The sequence below is a fragment of the Enterococcus sp. 6D12_DIV0197 genome (assembly GCF_002174385.1).
In the GTDB taxonomy this organism is placed as follows: Bacteria; Bacillota; Bacilli; order Lactobacillales; family Enterococcaceae; genus Enterococcus_D; species Enterococcus_D casseliflavus.
Genome location: NZ_NIBN01000001.1, coordinates 2,783,283 through 2,799,964 on the forward strand (window position 1 = coordinate 2,783,283; position 16,682 = coordinate 2,799,964).

The 16,682-nt window shown below is 43.6% G+C and carries 14 protein-coding genes, 12 tRNA genes, 1 rRNA gene and 1 other annotated feature (1 of these 28 only partly in view); of the genes, 3 read left to right on the plus strand and 24 right to left on the minus strand.

All coding sequences use genetic code 11. The features are described from left to right. The first annotated feature begins 6 nt into the window (after window positions 1-6). Window positions 7-927, plus strand: a complete 921-nt coding sequence (locus A5867_RS12955) for an ABC transporter permease (protein WP_015510089.1) — start codon at window positions 7-9, stop codon at window positions 925-927. Further along, window positions 927-1,733: an ABC transporter ATP-binding protein gene (locus tag A5867_RS12960; RefSeq protein WP_005237149.1), complete on the plus strand. Its 807-nt coding sequence runs from the start codon at window positions 927-929 to the stop codon at window positions 1,731-1,733. Before A5867_RS12955 ends, A5867_RS12960 begins: the two co-directional genes overlap by 1 nt. A 76-nt stretch (window positions 1,734-1,809) precedes the next feature. Here A5867_RS12960 and A5867_RS12965 read toward each other — a convergent pair whose 3' ends face one another. The 10 genes from A5867_RS12965 to arcA form a co-directional block, all read right to left on the minus strand. Further along, complete coding sequence (locus A5867_RS12965; protein WP_005229243.1) at window positions 1,810-2,454, minus strand: V-type ATP synthase subunit D; 645 nt, start codon at window positions 2,452-2,454, stop codon at window positions 1,810-1,812. After that, the gene (locus A5867_RS12970; protein ID WP_005237151.1) at window positions 2,454-3,842 is read right to left on the minus strand and encodes a V-type ATP synthase subunit B; all 1,389 of its coding nucleotides are present in this window, start codon (window positions 3,840-3,842) and stop codon (window positions 2,454-2,456) included. The genes A5867_RS12965 and A5867_RS12970 overlap by 1 nt, the downstream gene beginning before the upstream one ends. Next, window positions 3,842-5,617: a V-type ATP synthase subunit A gene (locus A5867_RS12975; RefSeq protein ID WP_010749209.1), complete on the minus strand. Its 1,776-nt coding sequence runs from the start codon at window positions 5,615-5,617 to the stop codon at window positions 3,842-3,844. The genes A5867_RS12970 and A5867_RS12975 overlap by 1 nt, the downstream gene beginning before the upstream one ends. 31 nt (window positions 5,618-5,648) lie before the next feature. Next, complete coding sequence (locus A5867_RS12980) at window positions 5,649-5,963, minus strand: V-type ATP synthase subunit F (RefSeq protein ID WP_005229240.1); 315 nt, start codon at window positions 5,961-5,963, stop codon at window positions 5,649-5,651. Then, the gene (locus A5867_RS12985; protein WP_087627782.1) at window positions 5,956-6,957 is read right to left on the minus strand and encodes a V-type ATP synthase subunit C; all 1,002 of its coding nucleotides are present in this window, start codon (window positions 6,955-6,957) and stop codon (window positions 5,956-5,958) included. Before A5867_RS12985 ends, A5867_RS12980 begins: the two co-directional genes overlap by 8 nt. Before the next feature lie 14 nt (window positions 6,958-6,971). Continuing rightward, window positions 6,972-7,562, minus strand: a complete 591-nt coding sequence (locus tag A5867_RS12990; RefSeq protein WP_005229237.1) for a V-type ATP synthase subunit E — start codon at window positions 7,560-7,562, stop codon at window positions 6,972-6,974. Between the two features lie 16 nt (window positions 7,563-7,578). Further along, on the minus strand, window positions 7,579-8,052 hold the full coding sequence (locus A5867_RS12995; protein WP_005237160.1) for a V-type ATP synthase subunit K: 474 nt from the start codon (window positions 8,050-8,052) through the stop codon (window positions 7,579-7,581). Continuing rightward, window positions 8,036-10,027, minus strand: coding sequence for a V-type ATP synthase subunit I (locus A5867_RS13000; RefSeq protein ID WP_087627783.1), 1,992 nt, complete (start codon window positions 10,025-10,027; stop codon window positions 8,036-8,038). Before A5867_RS13000 ends, A5867_RS12995 begins: the two co-directional genes overlap by 17 nt. After that, window positions 10,028-10,339, minus strand: a complete 312-nt coding sequence (locus tag A5867_RS13005; RefSeq protein ID WP_087627784.1) for a hypothetical protein — start codon at window positions 10,337-10,339, stop codon at window positions 10,028-10,030. 384 nt (window positions 10,340-10,723) lie between these two features. Continuing rightward, window positions 10,724-11,941 (minus strand): arginine deiminase, encoded by a 1,218-nt coding sequence (gene arcA / locus A5867_RS13010; protein ID WP_010749205.1) that lies wholly within the window; start codon window positions 11,939-11,941, stop codon window positions 10,724-10,726. 432 nt (window positions 11,942-12,373) lie between these two features. On the opposite strand from arcA, the gene A5867_RS13015 reads away from it, so the two are divergent. Continuing rightward, window positions 12,374-14,371 carry a beta-galactosidase gene (locus tag A5867_RS13015; protein ID WP_087627785.1) on the plus strand — a complete coding sequence of 666 codons (1,998 nt, stop codon included), beginning with the start codon at window positions 12,374-12,376 and terminating at the stop codon, window positions 14,369-14,371. Window positions 14,372-14,434: 63 nt separating this feature from the next. Here the strand turns inward: A5867_RS13015 and A5867_RS13020 are convergent, their stop codons facing one another. From A5867_RS13020 to rrf, 14 genes are all read right to left on the minus strand, one after another. Continuing rightward, window positions 14,435-14,905 (minus strand): HIT domain-containing protein, encoded by a 471-nt coding sequence (locus tag A5867_RS13020; protein ID WP_170927537.1) that lies wholly within the window; start codon window positions 14,903-14,905, stop codon window positions 14,435-14,437. Window positions 14,906-15,093: 188 nt separating this feature from the next. Next, window positions 15,094-15,178 (minus strand) — tRNA-Leu (locus tag A5867_RS13025). A 27-nt stretch (window positions 15,179-15,205) separates the two neighbouring features. Next, a tRNA-Cys gene (locus A5867_RS13030) sits at window positions 15,206-15,276 on the minus strand. A gap of 41 nt (window positions 15,277-15,317) precedes the next feature. Further along, window positions 15,318-15,389: transfer RNA gene (locus A5867_RS13035), tRNA-Gln, on the minus strand. Window positions 15,390-15,399: 10 nt separating this feature from the next. Continuing rightward, window positions 15,400-15,472, minus strand: a tRNA-His gene (locus A5867_RS13040). Between the two features lie 28 nt (window positions 15,473-15,500). Continuing rightward, window positions 15,501-15,574, minus strand: a tRNA-Trp gene (locus tag A5867_RS13045). Between the two features lie 5 nt (window positions 15,575-15,579). After that, window positions 15,580-15,660 (minus strand) — tRNA-Tyr (locus A5867_RS13050). A 1-nt stretch (window position 15,661) separates the two neighbouring features. Beyond that, window positions 15,662-15,737: transfer RNA gene (locus A5867_RS13055), tRNA-Phe, on the minus strand. Between the two features lie 36 nt (window positions 15,738-15,773). Continuing rightward, a tRNA-Asp gene (locus A5867_RS13060) sits at window positions 15,774-15,847 on the minus strand. A 4-nt stretch (window positions 15,848-15,851) separates the two neighbouring features. Further along, window positions 15,852-15,924 (minus strand) — tRNA-Val (locus A5867_RS13065). A gap of 23 nt (window positions 15,925-15,947) precedes the next feature. After that, a tRNA-Glu gene (locus A5867_RS13070) sits at window positions 15,948-16,019 on the minus strand. 11 nt (window positions 16,020-16,030) lie between these two features. Beyond that, a tRNA-Ser gene (locus A5867_RS13075) sits at window positions 16,031-16,119 on the minus strand. 48 nt (window positions 16,120-16,167) lie between these two features. Beyond that, a tRNA-Asn gene (locus tag A5867_RS13080) sits at window positions 16,168-16,241 on the minus strand. An 11-nt stretch (window positions 16,242-16,252) separates the two neighbouring features. Further along, window positions 16,253-16,368 (minus strand): 5S ribosomal RNA (gene rrf / locus A5867_RS13085). Between the two features lie 81 nt (window positions 16,369-16,449). Further along, window positions 16,450-16,682, minus strand: a sequence feature (23S ribosomal RNA rRNA prediction is too short); it runs 539 nt beyond the window's last position.

Genomic DNA, 16,682 nt, shown 5'->3' on the forward strand with positions numbered 1-16,682 from the left:
AATCATATGAATTTAGTCGACACATTCTTGCTCTTACTACAATCTGCCACCTCTCAAGGGATCCTTTGGGCATTGCTGGCGATTGGTGTATTTTTAACCTTTCGTATTTTAGATATCGCTGATTTAACTGCAGAAGGGAGTTTCCCCTTAGGCGCTGGGATCGCAGCAATCAGTATTACGAATGGTATCTCGCCTATTTTAGCGAGTCTGATGGGCTTTGGCGGCGGCATGGTAGCCGGCTTAGTATCTGGTCTGCTGCACACAAAACTAAAAATCCCTGCCTTATTGGCGGGGATCATCACGATGACTGGACTGTATTCCATCACAAATCGTGTGATGGGTGCTCCCAACATCGCCTTGCTGGGGCAAGACACGGTCTTCACCCAATTTCAAGCCATGGGACTGACCAAAAACAATGCCGTGATTCTTGCAGGCTTTCTCTTCGCGGCAATCGTCATTTTGTGCTTGTTCCTCTTTTTCCGTACAGAGATCGGCTTAGCATTGCGAGCGACGGGCGACAATTTAGCTATGAGCGAGGCCAACGGCATCAACACTGATAACATGAAGATTATCGGCTATATGATCTCTAATGGCTGTATCGCCCTCTCTGGTGCCCTCTTAGCCCAAAACAATGGCTTCGCTGATTTGAACTCAGGAATCGGTACGATCGTGATCGGTTTAGCATCGATCATTATTGCAGAAGTTTTATTTGCCAATAAATCTTTGCTTTTGCGATTGATCACCATCGTGATCGGGGCAATCGTTTATCGCTTTATCTTGGCCGTCGTATTCGAATTCAATGTCGAGGCCAACGATATCAAATTGGCATCTGCAATCGTCTTAGTCATCTGCCTCTCCTTACCGCAGCTTCGTTCAAAACTAGGACTTAAAAAGATGCTGCCAAAAACCAAAGGAGGCCAATCCTAATGACTTCAGTCTTAACAATCGAGAATCTACACCAAACCTTTGAAAAAGGAACGATCAATGAAAACCATGTCTTGCGAGGCATTGACCTGACGATGAATGCCGGTGATTTTATTACGATCATCGGTGGAAATGGTGCTGGAAAATCGACCCTCTTAAACAGTATCGCAGGAACAATCCCAACAGAACAAGGAAAAATCACCTTAGATGGGAAAGACATTACCCGTTTATCCGTGACCAAACGGTCAAAAGATATTAGTCGGGTCTTTCAAGATCCACGTATGGGGACCGCGGTTCGTTTGACCGTTGAAGAAAATTTAGCATTGGCTTACAAACGCGGCCAAGTCCGCGGATTTGCAACAGGCGTCAAAGCGAAAAACCGCGCGTTTTTCCAAGAGAAGTTAGCCAGCTTAAACTTAGGCTTAGAAAATCGCCTTTCTGCTGAGATCGGTTTGCTATCAGGCGGACAGCGGCAAGCCATCACCCTCTTGATGGCAACGTTGCAGCAGCCTAAATTGATTTTATTAGATGAACATACCGCAGCCCTTGATCCTAAGACCTCATTGACGGTCATGGCATTGACCGATCAGTTGATTCGGTCCCAACAGTTGACGGCTTTCATGGTCACTCATGACATGGAAGATGCCATTCGTTATGGCAATCGCCTGATCATGCTTCATCAAGGCAAGATCGTCGTAGACATTGCCGGTGAGCAAAAGCAGCATTTGACGGTCCCTGAATTGATGGAAATGTTCCATCAAAATAGTGGTGCTGAGTTGAAAGATGACCAACTGCTCTTACGCTCTTAACAAGCAAAAAAGGCACGTAGAAAGAATCCTCCTTTCTACGTGCCTTTTTGCTGTAATCACACTGCTTGCAAAAGCCTTACTTCGCTTCATTTTCTGCAATGATGTCCGTTACCTTCATCAAGCGAGTCAATGTTGCTCGTTCGTCTTCTGCCAGATTGCTTTCGATGTATTGAATGGTTTCTGTCAGCTTGGGAATCGTCATATACTCTAACGCATTGACTCTTCGTCTCGTCCGTTCGATCTCATTGGCCATCAGTTGACAGGTTTTCTCGATCTCGGCCAACTGCAGCATCACTGGCAGCATTTGATCCAGATGGGACAACGAGAGATCCAGCTCACTGGTGGTACTCACAAAACCGTAGGAAAAATCATCATCCGAGCTTTCTTCTTCGTAAACAGGGTTCAACACTGGCACATCCATATTCATGATGGTTCGGCTTTGCACATCTAAGGTCACTTTATTCAAAGGGATCATAAAGGCTTCTTGCAAAACGACATCGGGAATACTACTAGAAGCCAGCACATACTCTTCCATTCCTGCTTGCAATGCGGTCTCCATCTTTTTACGAAGTTCCTGGTTTTTCTTTACTAGCTGAATGAACTGACGTACTAGCTCATCTTGCTTGTCTTTCAATAATTTGTGACCACGGGTTGCCGTCGTCAGCCGCTTTTTCAAACGACTTAGTTCCATCCGTGTCGGATTGACATTTAAGATCGCCATTAAGAACTCACATCCTCGTCCGTTGGGTAATAGGCGTCGATAAATTCTTCTTTGATACGGCTCAACTCTTGTTTTGGCAAGGTAGCTAATAGCTTCCAGCCTAAATCTAACGTTTCTTCAATCGTCCGATTGGTTTCAAATCCTTGATTGACGTACTCTTTTTCAAAAAGATCAGCAAAGCGCGCGTACTTTTTATCAAGGTCAGATAAGGCAGACTCCCCTAAAACGATCGATAGCTCTTTGGCAGCTTTCCCATCGGAATAGGCGGCATAGATTTGATTCATCGTTGCCGCATGATCGGCACGGGTCTTACCTTCTCCCGTTCCTTTGTCCTTCAACCGTGAAAGACTTGGTAAAATATCCACTGGCGGGTTGATATTGCGCTTGTAAAGGTCCCGCGACAAAATAATTTGTCCTTCCGTGATATAGCCGGTCAAATCAGGAATCGGGTGGGTTTTATCGCCATCTGGCATCGTTAAGATCGGTATTTGTGTGACCGATCCTTCTTTGCCCATCAAACGCCCTGCCCGTTCATACAGCGTCGCTAAATTGGTGTATAGATACCCTGGATAGCCGCGACGTCCTGGAACTTCTCGGCGGGCAGCGGAGATTTCTCGCAACGCTTCACAGTAATTCGTCATATCGGTCATGATCACTAAGACGTGCATGCCTTTTTCAAAAGCCAAATACTCTGCTGCGGTCAATGCCATCTTAGGTGTAGCGATCCGTTCGATTGCTGGATCATTGGCAAGGTTCATAAACAAAACAGAACGATCTAACGCACCGGTTTTGCGGAATTCATCCACGAAAAATTCAGCTTCTTCAAAAGGGATCCCAATTGCTGCGAAGACGATCGCGAAATTGCCTTCTTGGCTAGGTACTGTTGCTTGTCGTGCGATTTGAGCAGCGATCTCTTTATGAGGCAAACCAGACGCAGAAAAAATTGGTAGTTTTTGTCCACGAACTAATGTATTTAAATGATCGATCGTTGAGATCCCCGTTTGGATAAATTCATCTGGGAAGTCCCGCGCCATCGGATTGATGGCTTCACCGTTTACATCGATGCGTTTTTCTGGCAAGATTCTCGGGCCATTATCTTTTGGTTTTCCTAAACCGTCAAACACCCGACCCATCATATCTAGAGAAACTCCTAGAGTCAAACCAGTCCCTAGAAACCTTGCTTTGCTTTCTTCTGCACTCAAATTACTGGTACCTTCAAAGACTTGGACAACAGCATTGTCATCACTGACTTCCAGTACTTGTCCTTGACGGATCTCACCTGTGTCCATGCGGACCTCAACGAGTTCGTCGAATTTCACGCCTCGAACATTTTCGACCACCATTAAGGGGCCAGCAATTTCGGAAACTGTACGATATTCTTTTAACATCAATGAACACCTCCAGTTTCAATGATTCGTTGTAACATTTCTTTGATGTCATGCTTGATCGTATCCAAGCGAGTCAATTCTTCTTCAGGAATGTATTTGCTGCGGGCGATGCGCTCACGCAGATCGACCGTTCCTTTAGTGATCTCATCTAAGTAAGCACCTAGCTGCAATGCACGCTGTGCTTGTTCATTAAAGTAGAGAATGTTTTCCAGCATCTTGAACTGCTTGTTGCGGGAAGTGTACGTATCAACGTCATCGAAGGCGTTTTGCTGCAAGTAGTCTTGTCTTAAAGAACGAGCAGTCATCATCGTCAAGCGGTCTTTCTGGGAAAGAGAGTCCATCCCTACCAGCTGAACGATTTCTTCTAATCGGCTTTCCTCTTGGAGAATCGCCATTGATTCATTGACTAGCTCCGACCAGCGATCACCTAATAATTGATCCAAATAAGAATTGATTTGATCCTCATAAAGGGAATAGGAATTCATCCAGTTGATGGATGGAAAATGCCGCTTTTGCGCCAACATACTATCCAATGCCCAAAAGACTTTCACGATTCGCAAGGTATTTTGAGTGACCGGTTCTGAGATGTCTCCTCCAGCAGGTGAAACCGCACCAATTGCGGTAATGCTTCCTTCTCGAGGCTGCGTGCCTAATGAATGGAAACGCCCTGCTCGCTCATAGTATTCCGCAATTCGACTTCCAAGGTAAGCCGGATAGCCTTCATCTCCTGGGATCTCTTGCAATCGGCCACTCATTTCCCGCAGTGCTTCTGCCCAACGAGAAGTTGAATCTGCCATGATGGCAACACTATAGCCCATGTCACGGTAATATTCCGCGATCGTGATTCCTGTATAGATCGAGGCTTCCCGAGCAGCAACTGGCATATTCGACGTATTGGCGATCAATACCGTTCGTTCCATGATCGACTTGCCGGTATTCGGATCGATCAACTCAGGAAATTCGTTCATGACATCCCGCATTTCGTTGCCCCGCTCACCGCAACCGACATAGACCACGATATCCACATCTGACCATTTAGCGATCTGATGCTGAACGACTGTTTTTCCAGCACCAAAAGGTCCAGGAACAGCAGCTGAGCCGCCTTTTGCCACTGGAAAATAGGTGTCGATGACTCGCTGTCCAGTGACTAGCGGTTCGCCTGGATTTAATTTAGCAGTAACTGGCCGCGGTTGACGCACTGGCCATTTCTGAACCATCGTCAAGGATTTTTCACCATCGATGGTTTCTAAAACACAGATCACTTCAGTAATCGCAAAATTTCCCACCATGATTTCTTTGACGGTTCCTTCATAGTTTGGTGGCACCATGATCTTATGCTCGATCACCGAAGTTTCTTGTACTGAACCTAAAATATCACCGGCTTGTACAGTATCGCCGACTTGTACTTGTGGGACGAAGGTCCATTTCTTTTGGCGATTCAGTGGATCGATGGTGACCCCCCGCTCCAAAAAATCACTCTCTGTTTGCGACATAAATGTATCTAATGGTCGTTGGATCCCATCAAACATCTGAGTCAACAAACCTGGTGCTAGTTCGACAGACAATGGTGCGCCTGTCGTTTCTACGGGCTCGCCTGGTCCGATCCCCGCTGTTTCTTCGTATACTTGGATCGAAACCAGCCCTTTTTTGATCTCAATGATCTCACCGATAAGGCCCTTGTCACTGACTTTGCAGATTTCGTGGATTTTTGCGCCACTTAATCCTGAGGCGGTGACCAGTGGTCCCGATACTTTTTCAATTGTGCCAAATGCCACATTTATTCCTCCTAGCTGGCTGACTTGTCTGTTATGAATCTAATATATTCATTCCTACCGCTTTTTCCACATTTTGCTGAATGCGTGCCATGCCGATCCCTAAACTACCCGTACTACTTGGAATCGGAATGATCGCTGGTGTCGGTACTTCTTCGTAACGACGAACGATCGGTTCTAATTGTTCGATCAACCGCTCGGTCAAAAAGATCACACCATACGCTTCAGCCATCTCTTCTAATTGTTGGGCGGCTTCATCCAAATCGCTGACTGGAAAGATATCGATTCCCAGCCCTTTGAAAGGCAAGATCGAGTTCTTACCACCCATCATTGCTATTTTTTTATGCATAACTATCACGCACCCGACTTCTTAAAATCTCTTCTGGCACCTTATTGATTTTACCAATCAAGAGAATACGCAAATTCTTGCTTTCAATTTCCTTGGCATACAGATACCCTGCCAATGCTGACGGCCCAAAAGGCACGATTTTTTGTTCTTTGAGCTTCGCCATTAGAAAATTGTCTTTACGTATATCAAAGGTATTCAAGGTCTTCTTTTCTACCAATTCTTCATAACTATGATTGATCAGCTCTTTATAAGGGGTTCCTTGCAAGTATCCCACAAACGCCTCAAGAGAAGTCGTGATTTCTGCTAACAACTCACTTGCAGGTAAATTCCCATGGTCGGCTAAAACTGCGCTGATAAAGCCGCGCTTGCGTTTCATCGCGTAACTGCGCAACGTTGTTGAAATATTGAAGATATCGATTTGACGGCGAATCAAGCTTTGCAGCAACTCGTCTTGGTATTCTTTACCGATCGTCCATAATTGCTCCCAATAATGGTTGTCAAAGATGATATCGATGGACTGGACTTCATGATAGTTCTCAATATAAGAAAAGACTTCTTCCACACAGGCAACCATCTCTTGCGCGACCTGAGTACTTTTTCTGGTCTTGACCAGATCTTTAAGGACGGAAAGTGGCTGGGTGCCGATTGGGACGAGATACGCCGAAAAATCTTCTTGCATATACGCCGCTTTTACTAAAACTTTCAGATTTTGATAGTCATATTTCAAAGCAAAGAAATCAACGATCGCTTTTTCTGGTGTCAACTGATACATCGTTTCGTATACCCGTTTCAACTCAGCCATCAGGACTTGTTCAAAATCGTGTACACGATCATCTTCATTGATGAAGTCACCATAAACCGTTTCTTGCAGCATCCCATAGATTTCCTCTGCGCTGGTAGCTGAGAGCATTCGCTCATAGCGACTACGATCGAATAATTGCGATTCATACGTCCGAATTCTCGTATTCAACGTATTATATTTGATGTCATTCATCTGTTTGCACCTGCTTACTGTTCAAAAATCAATTGCAGTAACGTATTGCTTAACTCTTCTTTGTTGGCTTCTAGTAGCGCATCAAAGGTAAAATTCAACTCAATTGCTTCTTGTCGCAACAAAAAGCCACCCTTGCGAGGGATCGTTTTATTTACCAGTTTCAGCTGAACCTCTGGGACCGATGCTTGCAACTTAGTAAGGAATTCCTCATCTACAAAATGACGGGACTTCTCACCTAAAAGCAACTCGACCTCACCAGTTAACCGTGCATTCGCCAAGCCTTTCGCGATAAACGTATAAAATGCTGCCTGATCCATCGTGTTCAAACGGGTCAGAGCCTCAGAAAACAGCTCATCTAAGACGGACTGCTTTGCTGCCAAGACCTTGTTTCTTGATTGGATATGCACATCTGAGATTTCCAAATACATCGCAGCGCGTTTTTCTTTTTCATAAAAAGCTAACCGTTCATTAAGCTCTTTTTCTAACTGTGCTCGTTTTAAATTTTCTTGGTTTTCACTTTCTTTTTGTGCTTCTTTGATTTGAAGCTGGTATTTCTTTTCCGCATCAGCGGTTATTTTGTCAGTTAAACGTGTAATATCAGACATTCACTTTTCCCTCCTCTTAATTCAAGACAAGCAAGAAGGAAATAACGAACCCTAAAATACAATACGTTTCCATCATCGCTACCAAGATAATTCCTTTGGTCACATGTTCTGGTTTTTTGGCTAAAATCTGCATCGCAGCACTTGCGGCACGTCCTTGCCATTTTCCGGCTACGATCGCTGTTAATGCGATTGGCAATGAAGCAATAAACAAGTACAATCCGCGATCGAATGAGAGCGAACCGCTGATCTGACCAAAGATCATAAAGGAAATTACGAATCCGTATAACCCCTGAGTACTAGACAGCAACTCTAAGATCAACGCTTGTCCGAATTTCTCTGGCTGCTCTGAGATCAAGCCTGACGCTGCTTCACTGGTCATCCCAACACCAATCGTTGATCCGATACCGCCGCAAATCGTTGCGGTCGCTACACCTAAAGCTGCAAAAACAATTCCACCATTTTCGTAAAAGAAACTAATCCAATTTTCCATTATTGTCCTCCTGTAACTTCTCTTCTGAGATGATCTCTACATAGTTTTCATTTGATTTGAAGGGGTCAAAGGCACGTCCGCCCCCCGTAAAGAATTTTCCAAAATACTCTAAATACTGCAAACGGATACCATGAACATACGCACTAAGGTAACTTAAGAAAATATTTAGGCCATGCAATGCCACAAATAATAAGATACCAACCGTAAACCGGGCTGCTGGCGGCAGGTAGCTGATGATCAAGTTGAAGGCTGAGGCGATACTTCCGCCGGCAACCCCTAACGCCATCAGACGGGTGTAACTGATCAAGTCACCAACATAATTGGTCACATCCATCAATCCGTACAATCCAGAACCGATTTTTCCGGCTAAGGTTTTACCTTCTAAACTGCCTCCGATGGCCACTGCTAATAGACTGGCAGCGATCATTACGATCCCAATCGTTTGTAACGGTGTGTCAGGGAAAAGCAGCATTCCTGCGGCAACAAAAGCCACACTGATCAAAAAGACGATCCATGAACCGGCTTGGAACATCGCGGCCAGTTTCTGGTCTTTTTTCTTCCATAGAATATAGAATTTCAGCGCCAAACCAAACATGATCTGGATGTACCCAAAAATCACGGATAAGACTAAGATCTGGTTGACATCATCCTGGGCAGACAACAGTTGGAATGAGAATTCAAATCCGAAGAAGTTGCCATAGATCAAGCCCCAAATAATCGTAGGGATCGAGCACAACTGAAAGAGGGTCAAATTTTGTTCCAGCCCTTTGCTGAGGTGGAACAGCTTTTTCCCCAGGAATGTTGCCAGAAACAAGAGCAACCCATAGCCAAAATCGGCAACCATCATCCCGAATGCCACCATGTAAAAAGGCGCCATAAATGGTGTCGGATCTAACTCGTCATATTGCGGCAAGCTGTACATCCGAACAAGTCCTTCAAAAGGTTTGATCCAACGTGCGTTTTCTAATAAAATCGGCACATCAGCCAGCTCTTTTTCCGTCACTTCTTGGTATTCGAGGTAATAGTTATCCGTGGTCCCTTTTTTGATACGTTTTTCTAATTCGGCCGCCCCATCAACAGGAACCCAGCCAGAAATCGATACCGCATGAGTCGAACGCAAAAGCATTTTACTGCTTTTTAAGCGGGTGATCGCTCCATCTAAATACTCGGCAACGATCCGCAAGGTTTCTTGCTCTTTTGTCATCGCACCAAGAGAAGCTTTGATTTCTTTTTCTTCATCAATTAGACGTTGGGATTTTTCTTTCATCGTTTGCAGATCTTCTTCTGGAATCCCCTCATAAGGGTAGATGTATTGCTCGAAGGCTGCTTTCTTTAGAAGAGTAGTTACTTTTTCTTTTACATCTTTATGGAAAAGTACCAATAAGTAAGTTGTCGTTTGTGATTGATAAATGGTTTCGACATAGACAAGCGGCAGCTTTTCACTGTTGGTCGTAAAGTCAGCCATTTCAGAAGTAGGAATCGATCCTAACAAGCCACCTGATTTTTTTAATTCTTTTAAAACAGCTGGTCGTTCTTTGAAATACTTCCAGATCGACAGTTCTGCTTCTTGTGCTAATACATCGCGTTTTTCTTGATCAATCAAGCGAAGACGTTTGTCTTGTTTACGAAGGGTTTGGCATAATTCTTGCCAAGGATAGGTGTGGGCTGTTTCAGCCAATTCTTGAAGGGTATATTTTTTGATTGGTTGCCGCAGTTGTGCCAGCATTCCTTTTTTGGGTACATATTCTTCTAAAAAATTTAAGCTCCAGTTGACTTGACCAAACTGGTTCTCCATTTCTTCTTCAGACTGTTCCTCGCGAACCGGTGTCAAAACACCCGTCGTTTCTTCAGAATCATAATATTTTTCCGAAGAAAGCAGTTCTACGCCTTGAAAGTCTTGCAGCTGCTCTAAAACAGCTTCTTTCTGATCGTAAAAGGTCAACAGACTGAACTTTTGCATTTTTGCAATTGCCATTTATGTCACAACCTTATTTATTATTATTCCTAATGCTTCTTCTTTCAATTCATTAGGGATCGTTCGCAGTGTTTCCACTTCTGCTTGGGTCTTAGCCAAGAGTGGTTCCTTAGACTGTACCAACTCAGCTGCGATTTTTTGGTTGATTGCTTCTTTTTGTTGGGCTTCTTTTTCTGCCAACTCTTTTTTAAACGCCTTCAACCGTTCTTCTCTTGCTTGTGCCAATTGTTTTTTTTCTGCTTCTGCTTCTTTATTTTTATTTTCCGCAAATTGCTCTGCTTCTTGTAATAATCGAATGGCATCTACTGTCATTTTCTCACCTGCTTTCACTTTTTTTCCGCAAAAAAAACCACTACAAATCAAGCATATGGCATTCGCTGATCGTAGGGTGTCAAAAATCAATAAGTGGCAAATACCTTCACCTATTTCCGTTTTCTAATATAACCGTAACATAAATTTTGCGATAGAACAAGGTTCCCAGCGTTTTTTTATAGTCTTTACATATAAAAGTCACAAAAATTACACATTTTCACAAAAAGAAATCCTTTTCATTTTATTGGGGGTTAAATGACGACAAAAAAGAAAGATTAGAAACAAAATGATGTTTCAAATCTTTCTTTTAGTTTTCTCTCGTATTTTTCTTAACTTAAATGCTCCTAAAGAAAAGACAAGTATTTAAAATAACAAAGCATCGACCTACTCACGTATAAACGGCATACTCATACAGCGGGGGCCCCCGCGTCCGCGAACCAATTCGCTGCCCGAGATTTCATTCAAAATGACTCCTGCCTCTTTTAACAGCCCATTGGTAATGGTGTTGCGGTCATAGACCACGACTTCTCCAGGTGCAATCGCCAAGGTATTAGACCCATCATTCCATTGCTCTCTAGCTGCCGCTGCTAAATCGTCGCCACCACAGCGGATCAAGTGGACTTCAGGCAAATCTAAATAACGGCAAAGAATGTTTTCCAACGTATCTTTTTCCTCATATACTCGCACACCGTCCTTGTGTTTAGTGATTGAATACAGCGAAAGTTCTCCCTCGATTTCTGGATGGATCGTGAACTTATCATGATCCACCATCGTGAAGACCGTATCTAAATGCATAAATTTTCGTTCCTCGCCGATATTAAATGCCAAGATATGTTCGAAACTCGGTTCTGTGGCAAAAATCGTTTCGGCAATTTTTTCAATTGAGGCAACTTCTGTTCGTTGAGAGATCCCGATCGCCACGATTTTATCTGATAAAATCAGCTGATCCCCGCCTTCCATCCGCGTCGTTTCGTCCCGATGATACAAAAAGTTCGTCTCATTGCGGGCAAACATCGGATGGTGCGTAAAAATTTGTTTTCCGTAGAGGGTTTCCCGTCTTCTCGTTGCAGAATACATTCGATTCAAGGAAACACTGTGACCAATCGTCGCAAACGGATCTCGCGTGAAATATAGGTTTGGCATTGGATCGATCAAGAAAGGATATTCTGTTTCAACGATTGCCGTTAAGTTACTGGCTTTTGAAATTTCTACCTCACTTTTTTTCAAGCCCGCCATCGTATGATCGATAAAGGCGCGATTGTCTTTAATCGACAGGAAAAAGTTGCGCACTTCGTTGCGAATCTCTTCATCAAGGATCGTTGTTTCATTTAAATAGTCTTCTAAAAAGGCCTCTTTGGCACCAGTTGTTGTCAATGTTTCAGCAGCTAGATCCTCCAAATAAAGGACTTCCACCCCTTTGCTTCTTAACGTATCCGCAAAAAAATCATGTTCTTTTTGCGCTTGGGTTAAAAAAGGAATATCATCAAACAACAATCGATCAAGATAATCCGGCATCAAGTTTTCTAATTCTGCGCCTGGACGATGCAGCAGCACCCGTTTTAAAGGGGCAATCTCAGAAAAAATCTGTATTGGCTGGTTCATGAACTTGTCTCTCCTTCTTGGCAATTTTGTTGAATAACTTATGTCATTCATTTTTTTGATTCCTCATCACATAATTATTCATTTCTCTGACTCATCGTGTTTTTTCTACTCGTGATTCAAAGTTTTTTTGGATCCTATAGTTATAAACATGCATTTCAGCAAAAAGAAACCTCCGATAAAAAAACAACTTTCTAAGAATGTAAATTCTAGATACTTTAATTTACCGCCTTTTTCAATTGTATATTTTTGTTAAAAAAACAGCAAGGCAAAAGAACTGATGGACGATAGTCCTAGCTGCGAAACCAGATTGAATTATTTTTGTTTTTTTGGATCATTTCATGATTTTCAAATGATACCGCTATCAAACAGATAAATATTTGCTATGATTCAAGTATCTTGATGCTAAAGAAACGTCTATAAAGGAGCGATTTGATGAAAACGCAACGTCAACTTTACTATGGTGCCGACTACAATCCTGAACAATGGTCTAAAGAAGTCATTCTTGAAGATATGCGCTTAATGAAAGAAGCAGGTGTGAACTATGTAAGTATCAATATTTTTGGCTGGGTCAATCTGCAGCCAGATGAATCCACCTATGATTTTGATTTTCTGGACTGGTTGATGGATCTTTTATATGAAAACAATATCATGATCGACCTAGCCAATGGAACAGCTTCTCCTCCCGCTTGGCTTGTTCAAAAACACCCTGAGATGCTGCCTGTGACCATTCATGGCAATCGACTGGTTCATGGTGCGCGCCAGCACTACTGTCCGACTTCCCCTATCTATCGTCAATATGCCGCCGATTTGTCTGAAGCAGTCGCAAACCGTTATGCTAATCATCCAGGGCTGGTCATGTGGCATATCAATAATGAATATACCTGTCACATCCACGAGTGTTATTGCGATCATTGTCGGAAAAGATTTCAGACATGGTTAGCAGAGAAATATCTGACCATCGCTGGATTGAATGATGCTTGGTCAACGAAATTTTGGAGTCAATCCTATGGCAGCTGGGAGGAAATTTTCTTACCAGAGGCAATGCCAACCTTCAAAAATCCTGCACAGCAATTAGACTACCGTCGGTTTCTTTCCGATATGAATCTGGAACTTTATCAAATTGAAAAGGCGGCGATCGCAAAATATTCCCATGACATTCCTTATATGACCAATCTTATGGGCTTACACAAATACGTAGATGGATTTAAATGGGCACCTGAAATGGATGTGGTCAGCTGGAATTCGTACCCGAATCCCTTTGAAAAAATCCCTTACCCGCAATTTCTTGCTAACGATTTAACCCGCAGTTTGAAGAAAAAGCCATTCTTGATCATGGAGCAAGCCACCAGCGCCGTTAATTGGCGACAAATCAACGGGGCCAAGACCCCCAACCAGTTGCGTCTTTGGAGTTATGAATCGCTCGCTCATGGTGCTGATGGTATCATGTTCTTTCAATGGCGACAGTCTCGTGGCGGTGCGGAAAAATTTCATAGTGCGATGGTGCCTCACGGAGATCCTCAGTCAAGCCGTATCTTTCGTGAATGTGCACAATTAGGCAACGAATTTTCGCAACTATCCGAAATCGTTGGGACGCGCTTCTTGGCTGATGTCGCAGTTGTCTTCGACTGGGAAAATTGGTGGGCGCTGGAATTGGATGCCAAACCAAGAACCTTAAAATACATTCATCAGTTACGCAGCCTGTATGCCGCACTTAGGGCGTTAAATCTGAGCGTAGACTTTGTCCATCCTTCCGAATCAGTAGACGGCTATCCTTTAGTGATCGCCCCAAATCTCTATTCAGCACCCGAAGCATTCGGTAAGAAGATCCATGATTACGTGCGACAAGGCGGCATCTTCTTGACCAATTTCTTTAGTGGGATCGTCAATGAATATGACCAAGTCTATCTTGGGGGCTATCCAGGACTGTTTAGGGACACCTTAGGGATCATTGTAGAAGAGTTTTACCCAATGAAAGCGGCTACCCATCACCAAATTGACTTCCAAGGTCGTCGGTACGACAATTCTCTATGGGAGGAAGTCATCCATCTAAAAGGTGCGAAAGCTTTCGCAACCTTCCATTCCGGTTATTTGACCGATAAGCCAGCCATTACCATGAACCGGATCGACGATGGATATGCGTATTACGTAGGAACAGAATTGTCCCTTGAAGGTCTAACAACATTTTTAACGAGCATTCTGGAAAATCACAATTTAACGACTCATGCCCAGCACTTCTTGGCTGCTCCTACTGAAGTCTCCGTTACCTGCCGCAAAGGTGCTGGCTATACACTCGTCTTTTTCTTAAACCATACCGAGCAGACAATCAAAGTGAAGCTGAAAGCCCCTGGAGCAGACCTTCTAACCAAAGAAATCAGACAGTTGGTAGTTCTGAAACCAAAAGAAGTCGCAGTTCTTAAGTATGTTGATTGATCTAAGGAAAGAACCTCCATGAAGCGATCGCTTCATGGAGGTTCTTTTATTGAGGTTACTAGATTAGAAAGGTTCATTAGACAAACGATAGGCATTTTCTAAACAAGAGGCTATCTTTTGTCTTAGCTCTCCATCTCTTTTTTCTGAATAGTGATACTCTGGATTAGTCCAATGGGATTTGTCATACAACCAAACAGGCATTTTTTTTGCTTCGTTAGTTTCCCATTCATAACGGGGAAAAAGATGTACATGAAGAAAGTTATCGGTATTTCCCAATAGTTCATAATTGATTCTCAATGGAGAACAAGCCTGTATTATAGCATCTCCTAAAAGAGTCATATCAGTTAAGAAAACCTGTCGCTCATTTAAATCTAGATCATTTAAAGAAGCCACCTCTCTTTTAGGTAATAATACACAATATCCAGGAAGAAATTGGACATCGCCATAAACAGCAAAACTGCCAGGCAGTTCTTTGATCACCATTGGATTTGTCCCATCTATCGCCGATTTGATTCTATTCTCATACCATTTCAATTTGATCCCCCCTCTTTCCTGTTCCTTGCAGCTATTCATGTAAAAACTATACAAGATTAAGGAAAGGCTTTCAATAGTAACAAAACAAAAAAATCTTTGCTATATGAGTGGTCCTTCAAAATCGTATTTGTAGACTTTTATAAACAAAAAAAATGTATCAATCTTATAAAAGACTGATACATCAATGATACCGGCGGCCGGGGTCGAACCGGCACGCCCTCAACGGGCACTGGATTTTGAGTCCAGCGCGTCTGCCAATTCCGCCACGCCGGCATGTTGAAAGGTTAGTATTTAGTACTAAGGCGGTAACCGGATTTGAACCGGTGATGAAGGTTTTGCAGACCTCTGCCTTACCACTTGGCTATACCGCCATTATACTATTGTTGCAATCTACAATCAAGTGAAGATTGTACTGGGGTAGCTGGATTCGAACCAACGCATGACGGAGTCAAAGTCCGTTGCCTTACCGCTTGGCTATACCCCAAAAATGAAAGGGCGAGTGATGGGAATCGAACCCACGAATGCCGGAGCCACAATCCGGTGCGTTAACCACTTCGCCACACCCGCCGTGATAAGAAACTGTTGAAATATATAATGGCAGGGGCAGCAGGAATTGAACCCACACTAACGGTTTTGGAGACCGCTGTTCTACCTTTAAACTATGCCCCTATGAATGGAGGAGAGTGGATTCGAACCACTGAACCCTAAGGAACGGATTTACAGTCCGTCGCGTTTAGCCACTTCGCTACTCCTCCATGGTGGCGCGGGACAGAATCGAACTGCCGACACATGGAGCTTCAATCCATTGCTCTACCAACTGAGCTACCGAGCCATATAAGAAAATATAAGTTTTACAAAAATAATGAAACGGTCTGGACGGGACTCGAACCCGCGACCTCCTGCGTGACAGGCAGGCATTCTAACCAACTGAACTACCAAACCGTAATGGGGGTTAACGGGATCGAACCGCTGACCCTCTGCTTGTAAGGCAGATGCTCTCCCAGCTGAGCTAAACCCCCGAAGGTTGTTCATTAAATTGTAATGATCCGTACGGGATTCGAACCCGTGTTACCGCCGTGAAAGGGCGGTGTCTTAACCACTTGACCAACGGACCTAAGTTTAAAACGGAGAGTAAGGGATTCGAACCCTTGAGACAGCGATAGCCATCTACATGATTTCCAATCATGCTCCTTCGGCCACTCGGACAACTCTCCAGCCTAAAAGAAGCTCATTACTCTTGCTTGTTTTCTCTTATTAGAGAACTCCGGCAGTAGGACTCGAACCTACGACATCATGATTAACAGTCATGCGCTACTACCAACTGAGCTATGCCGGAAAAATTGAAATGCGTGGCGACGTCCTACTCTCACAAAGGGAAACCCTTCACTACAATCGGCGCTAAGAAGCTTAACTTCTGTGTTCGGCATGGTTACAGGTGTATCCTTCTTGCTATCGCCACCACACTATTCAATTGAGTAAGTTTTGCTCACTCAAAACTGGATCGAAGAAATCAAAACTCTACGAGTTTACGTGCTTTTTTCTTTTTGGTTAAGTCCTCGATCGATTAGTATCAGTCCGCTCCAACCATCACTGGCCTTCCACTTCTGACCTATCTACCTGATCATCTCTCAGGGATCTTACTTTCTTAAAGAAATGGGAAATCTCATCTTGAGGTGGGCTTCACACTTAGATGCTTTCAGCGTTTATCCCTTCCCTACATAGCTACCCAGCGATGCCTCTGGCGAGACAACTGGTACACCAGCGGTAAGTCCATCCC

Coding starts and splice junctions, on each gene's coding strand:
- A5867_RS12955 (WP_015510089.1), top strand. CDS start 7: ATGAATTTAGTCGACACATTCTTGCTCTTACTACAATCTGCCACCTCT.
- A5867_RS12960 (WP_005237149.1), top strand. CDS start 927: ATGACTTCAGTCTTAACAATCGAGAATCTACACCAAACCTTTGAAAAA.
- A5867_RS12965 (WP_005229243.1), bottom strand. CDS start 2,454: ATGGCGATCTTAAATGTCAATCCGACACGGATGGAACTAAGTCGTTTG.
- A5867_RS12970 (WP_005237151.1), bottom strand. CDS start 3,842: ATGTTAAAAGAATATCGTACAGTTTCCGAAATTGCTGGCCCCTTAATG.
- A5867_RS12980 (WP_005229240.1), bottom strand. CDS start 5,963: ATGCATAAAAAAATAGCAATGATGGGTGGTAAGAACTCGATCTTGCCT.
- A5867_RS12985 (WP_087627782.1), bottom strand. CDS start 6,957: ATGAATGACATCAAATATAATACGTTGAATACGAGAATTCGGACGTAT.
- A5867_RS12990 (WP_005229237.1), bottom strand. CDS start 7,562: ATGTCTGATATTACACGTTTAACTGACAAAATAACCGCTGATGCGGAA.
- A5867_RS12995 (WP_005237160.1), bottom strand. CDS start 8,052: ATGGAAAATTGGATTAGTTTCTTTTACGAAAATGGTGGAATTGTTTTT.
- A5867_RS13000 (WP_087627783.1), bottom strand. CDS start 10,027: ATGGCAATTGCAAAAATGCAAAAGTTCAGTCTGTTGACCTTTTACGAT.
- A5867_RS13005 (WP_087627784.1), bottom strand. CDS start 10,339: ATGACAGTAGATGCCATTCGATTATTACAAGAAGCAGAGCAATTTGCG.
- arcA (WP_010749205.1), bottom strand. CDS start 11,941: ATGAACCAGCCAATACAGATTTTTTCTGAGATTGCCCCTTTAAAACGG.
- A5867_RS13015 (WP_087627785.1), top strand. CDS start 12,374: ATGAAAACGCAACGTCAACTTTACTATGGTGCCGACTACAATCCTGAA.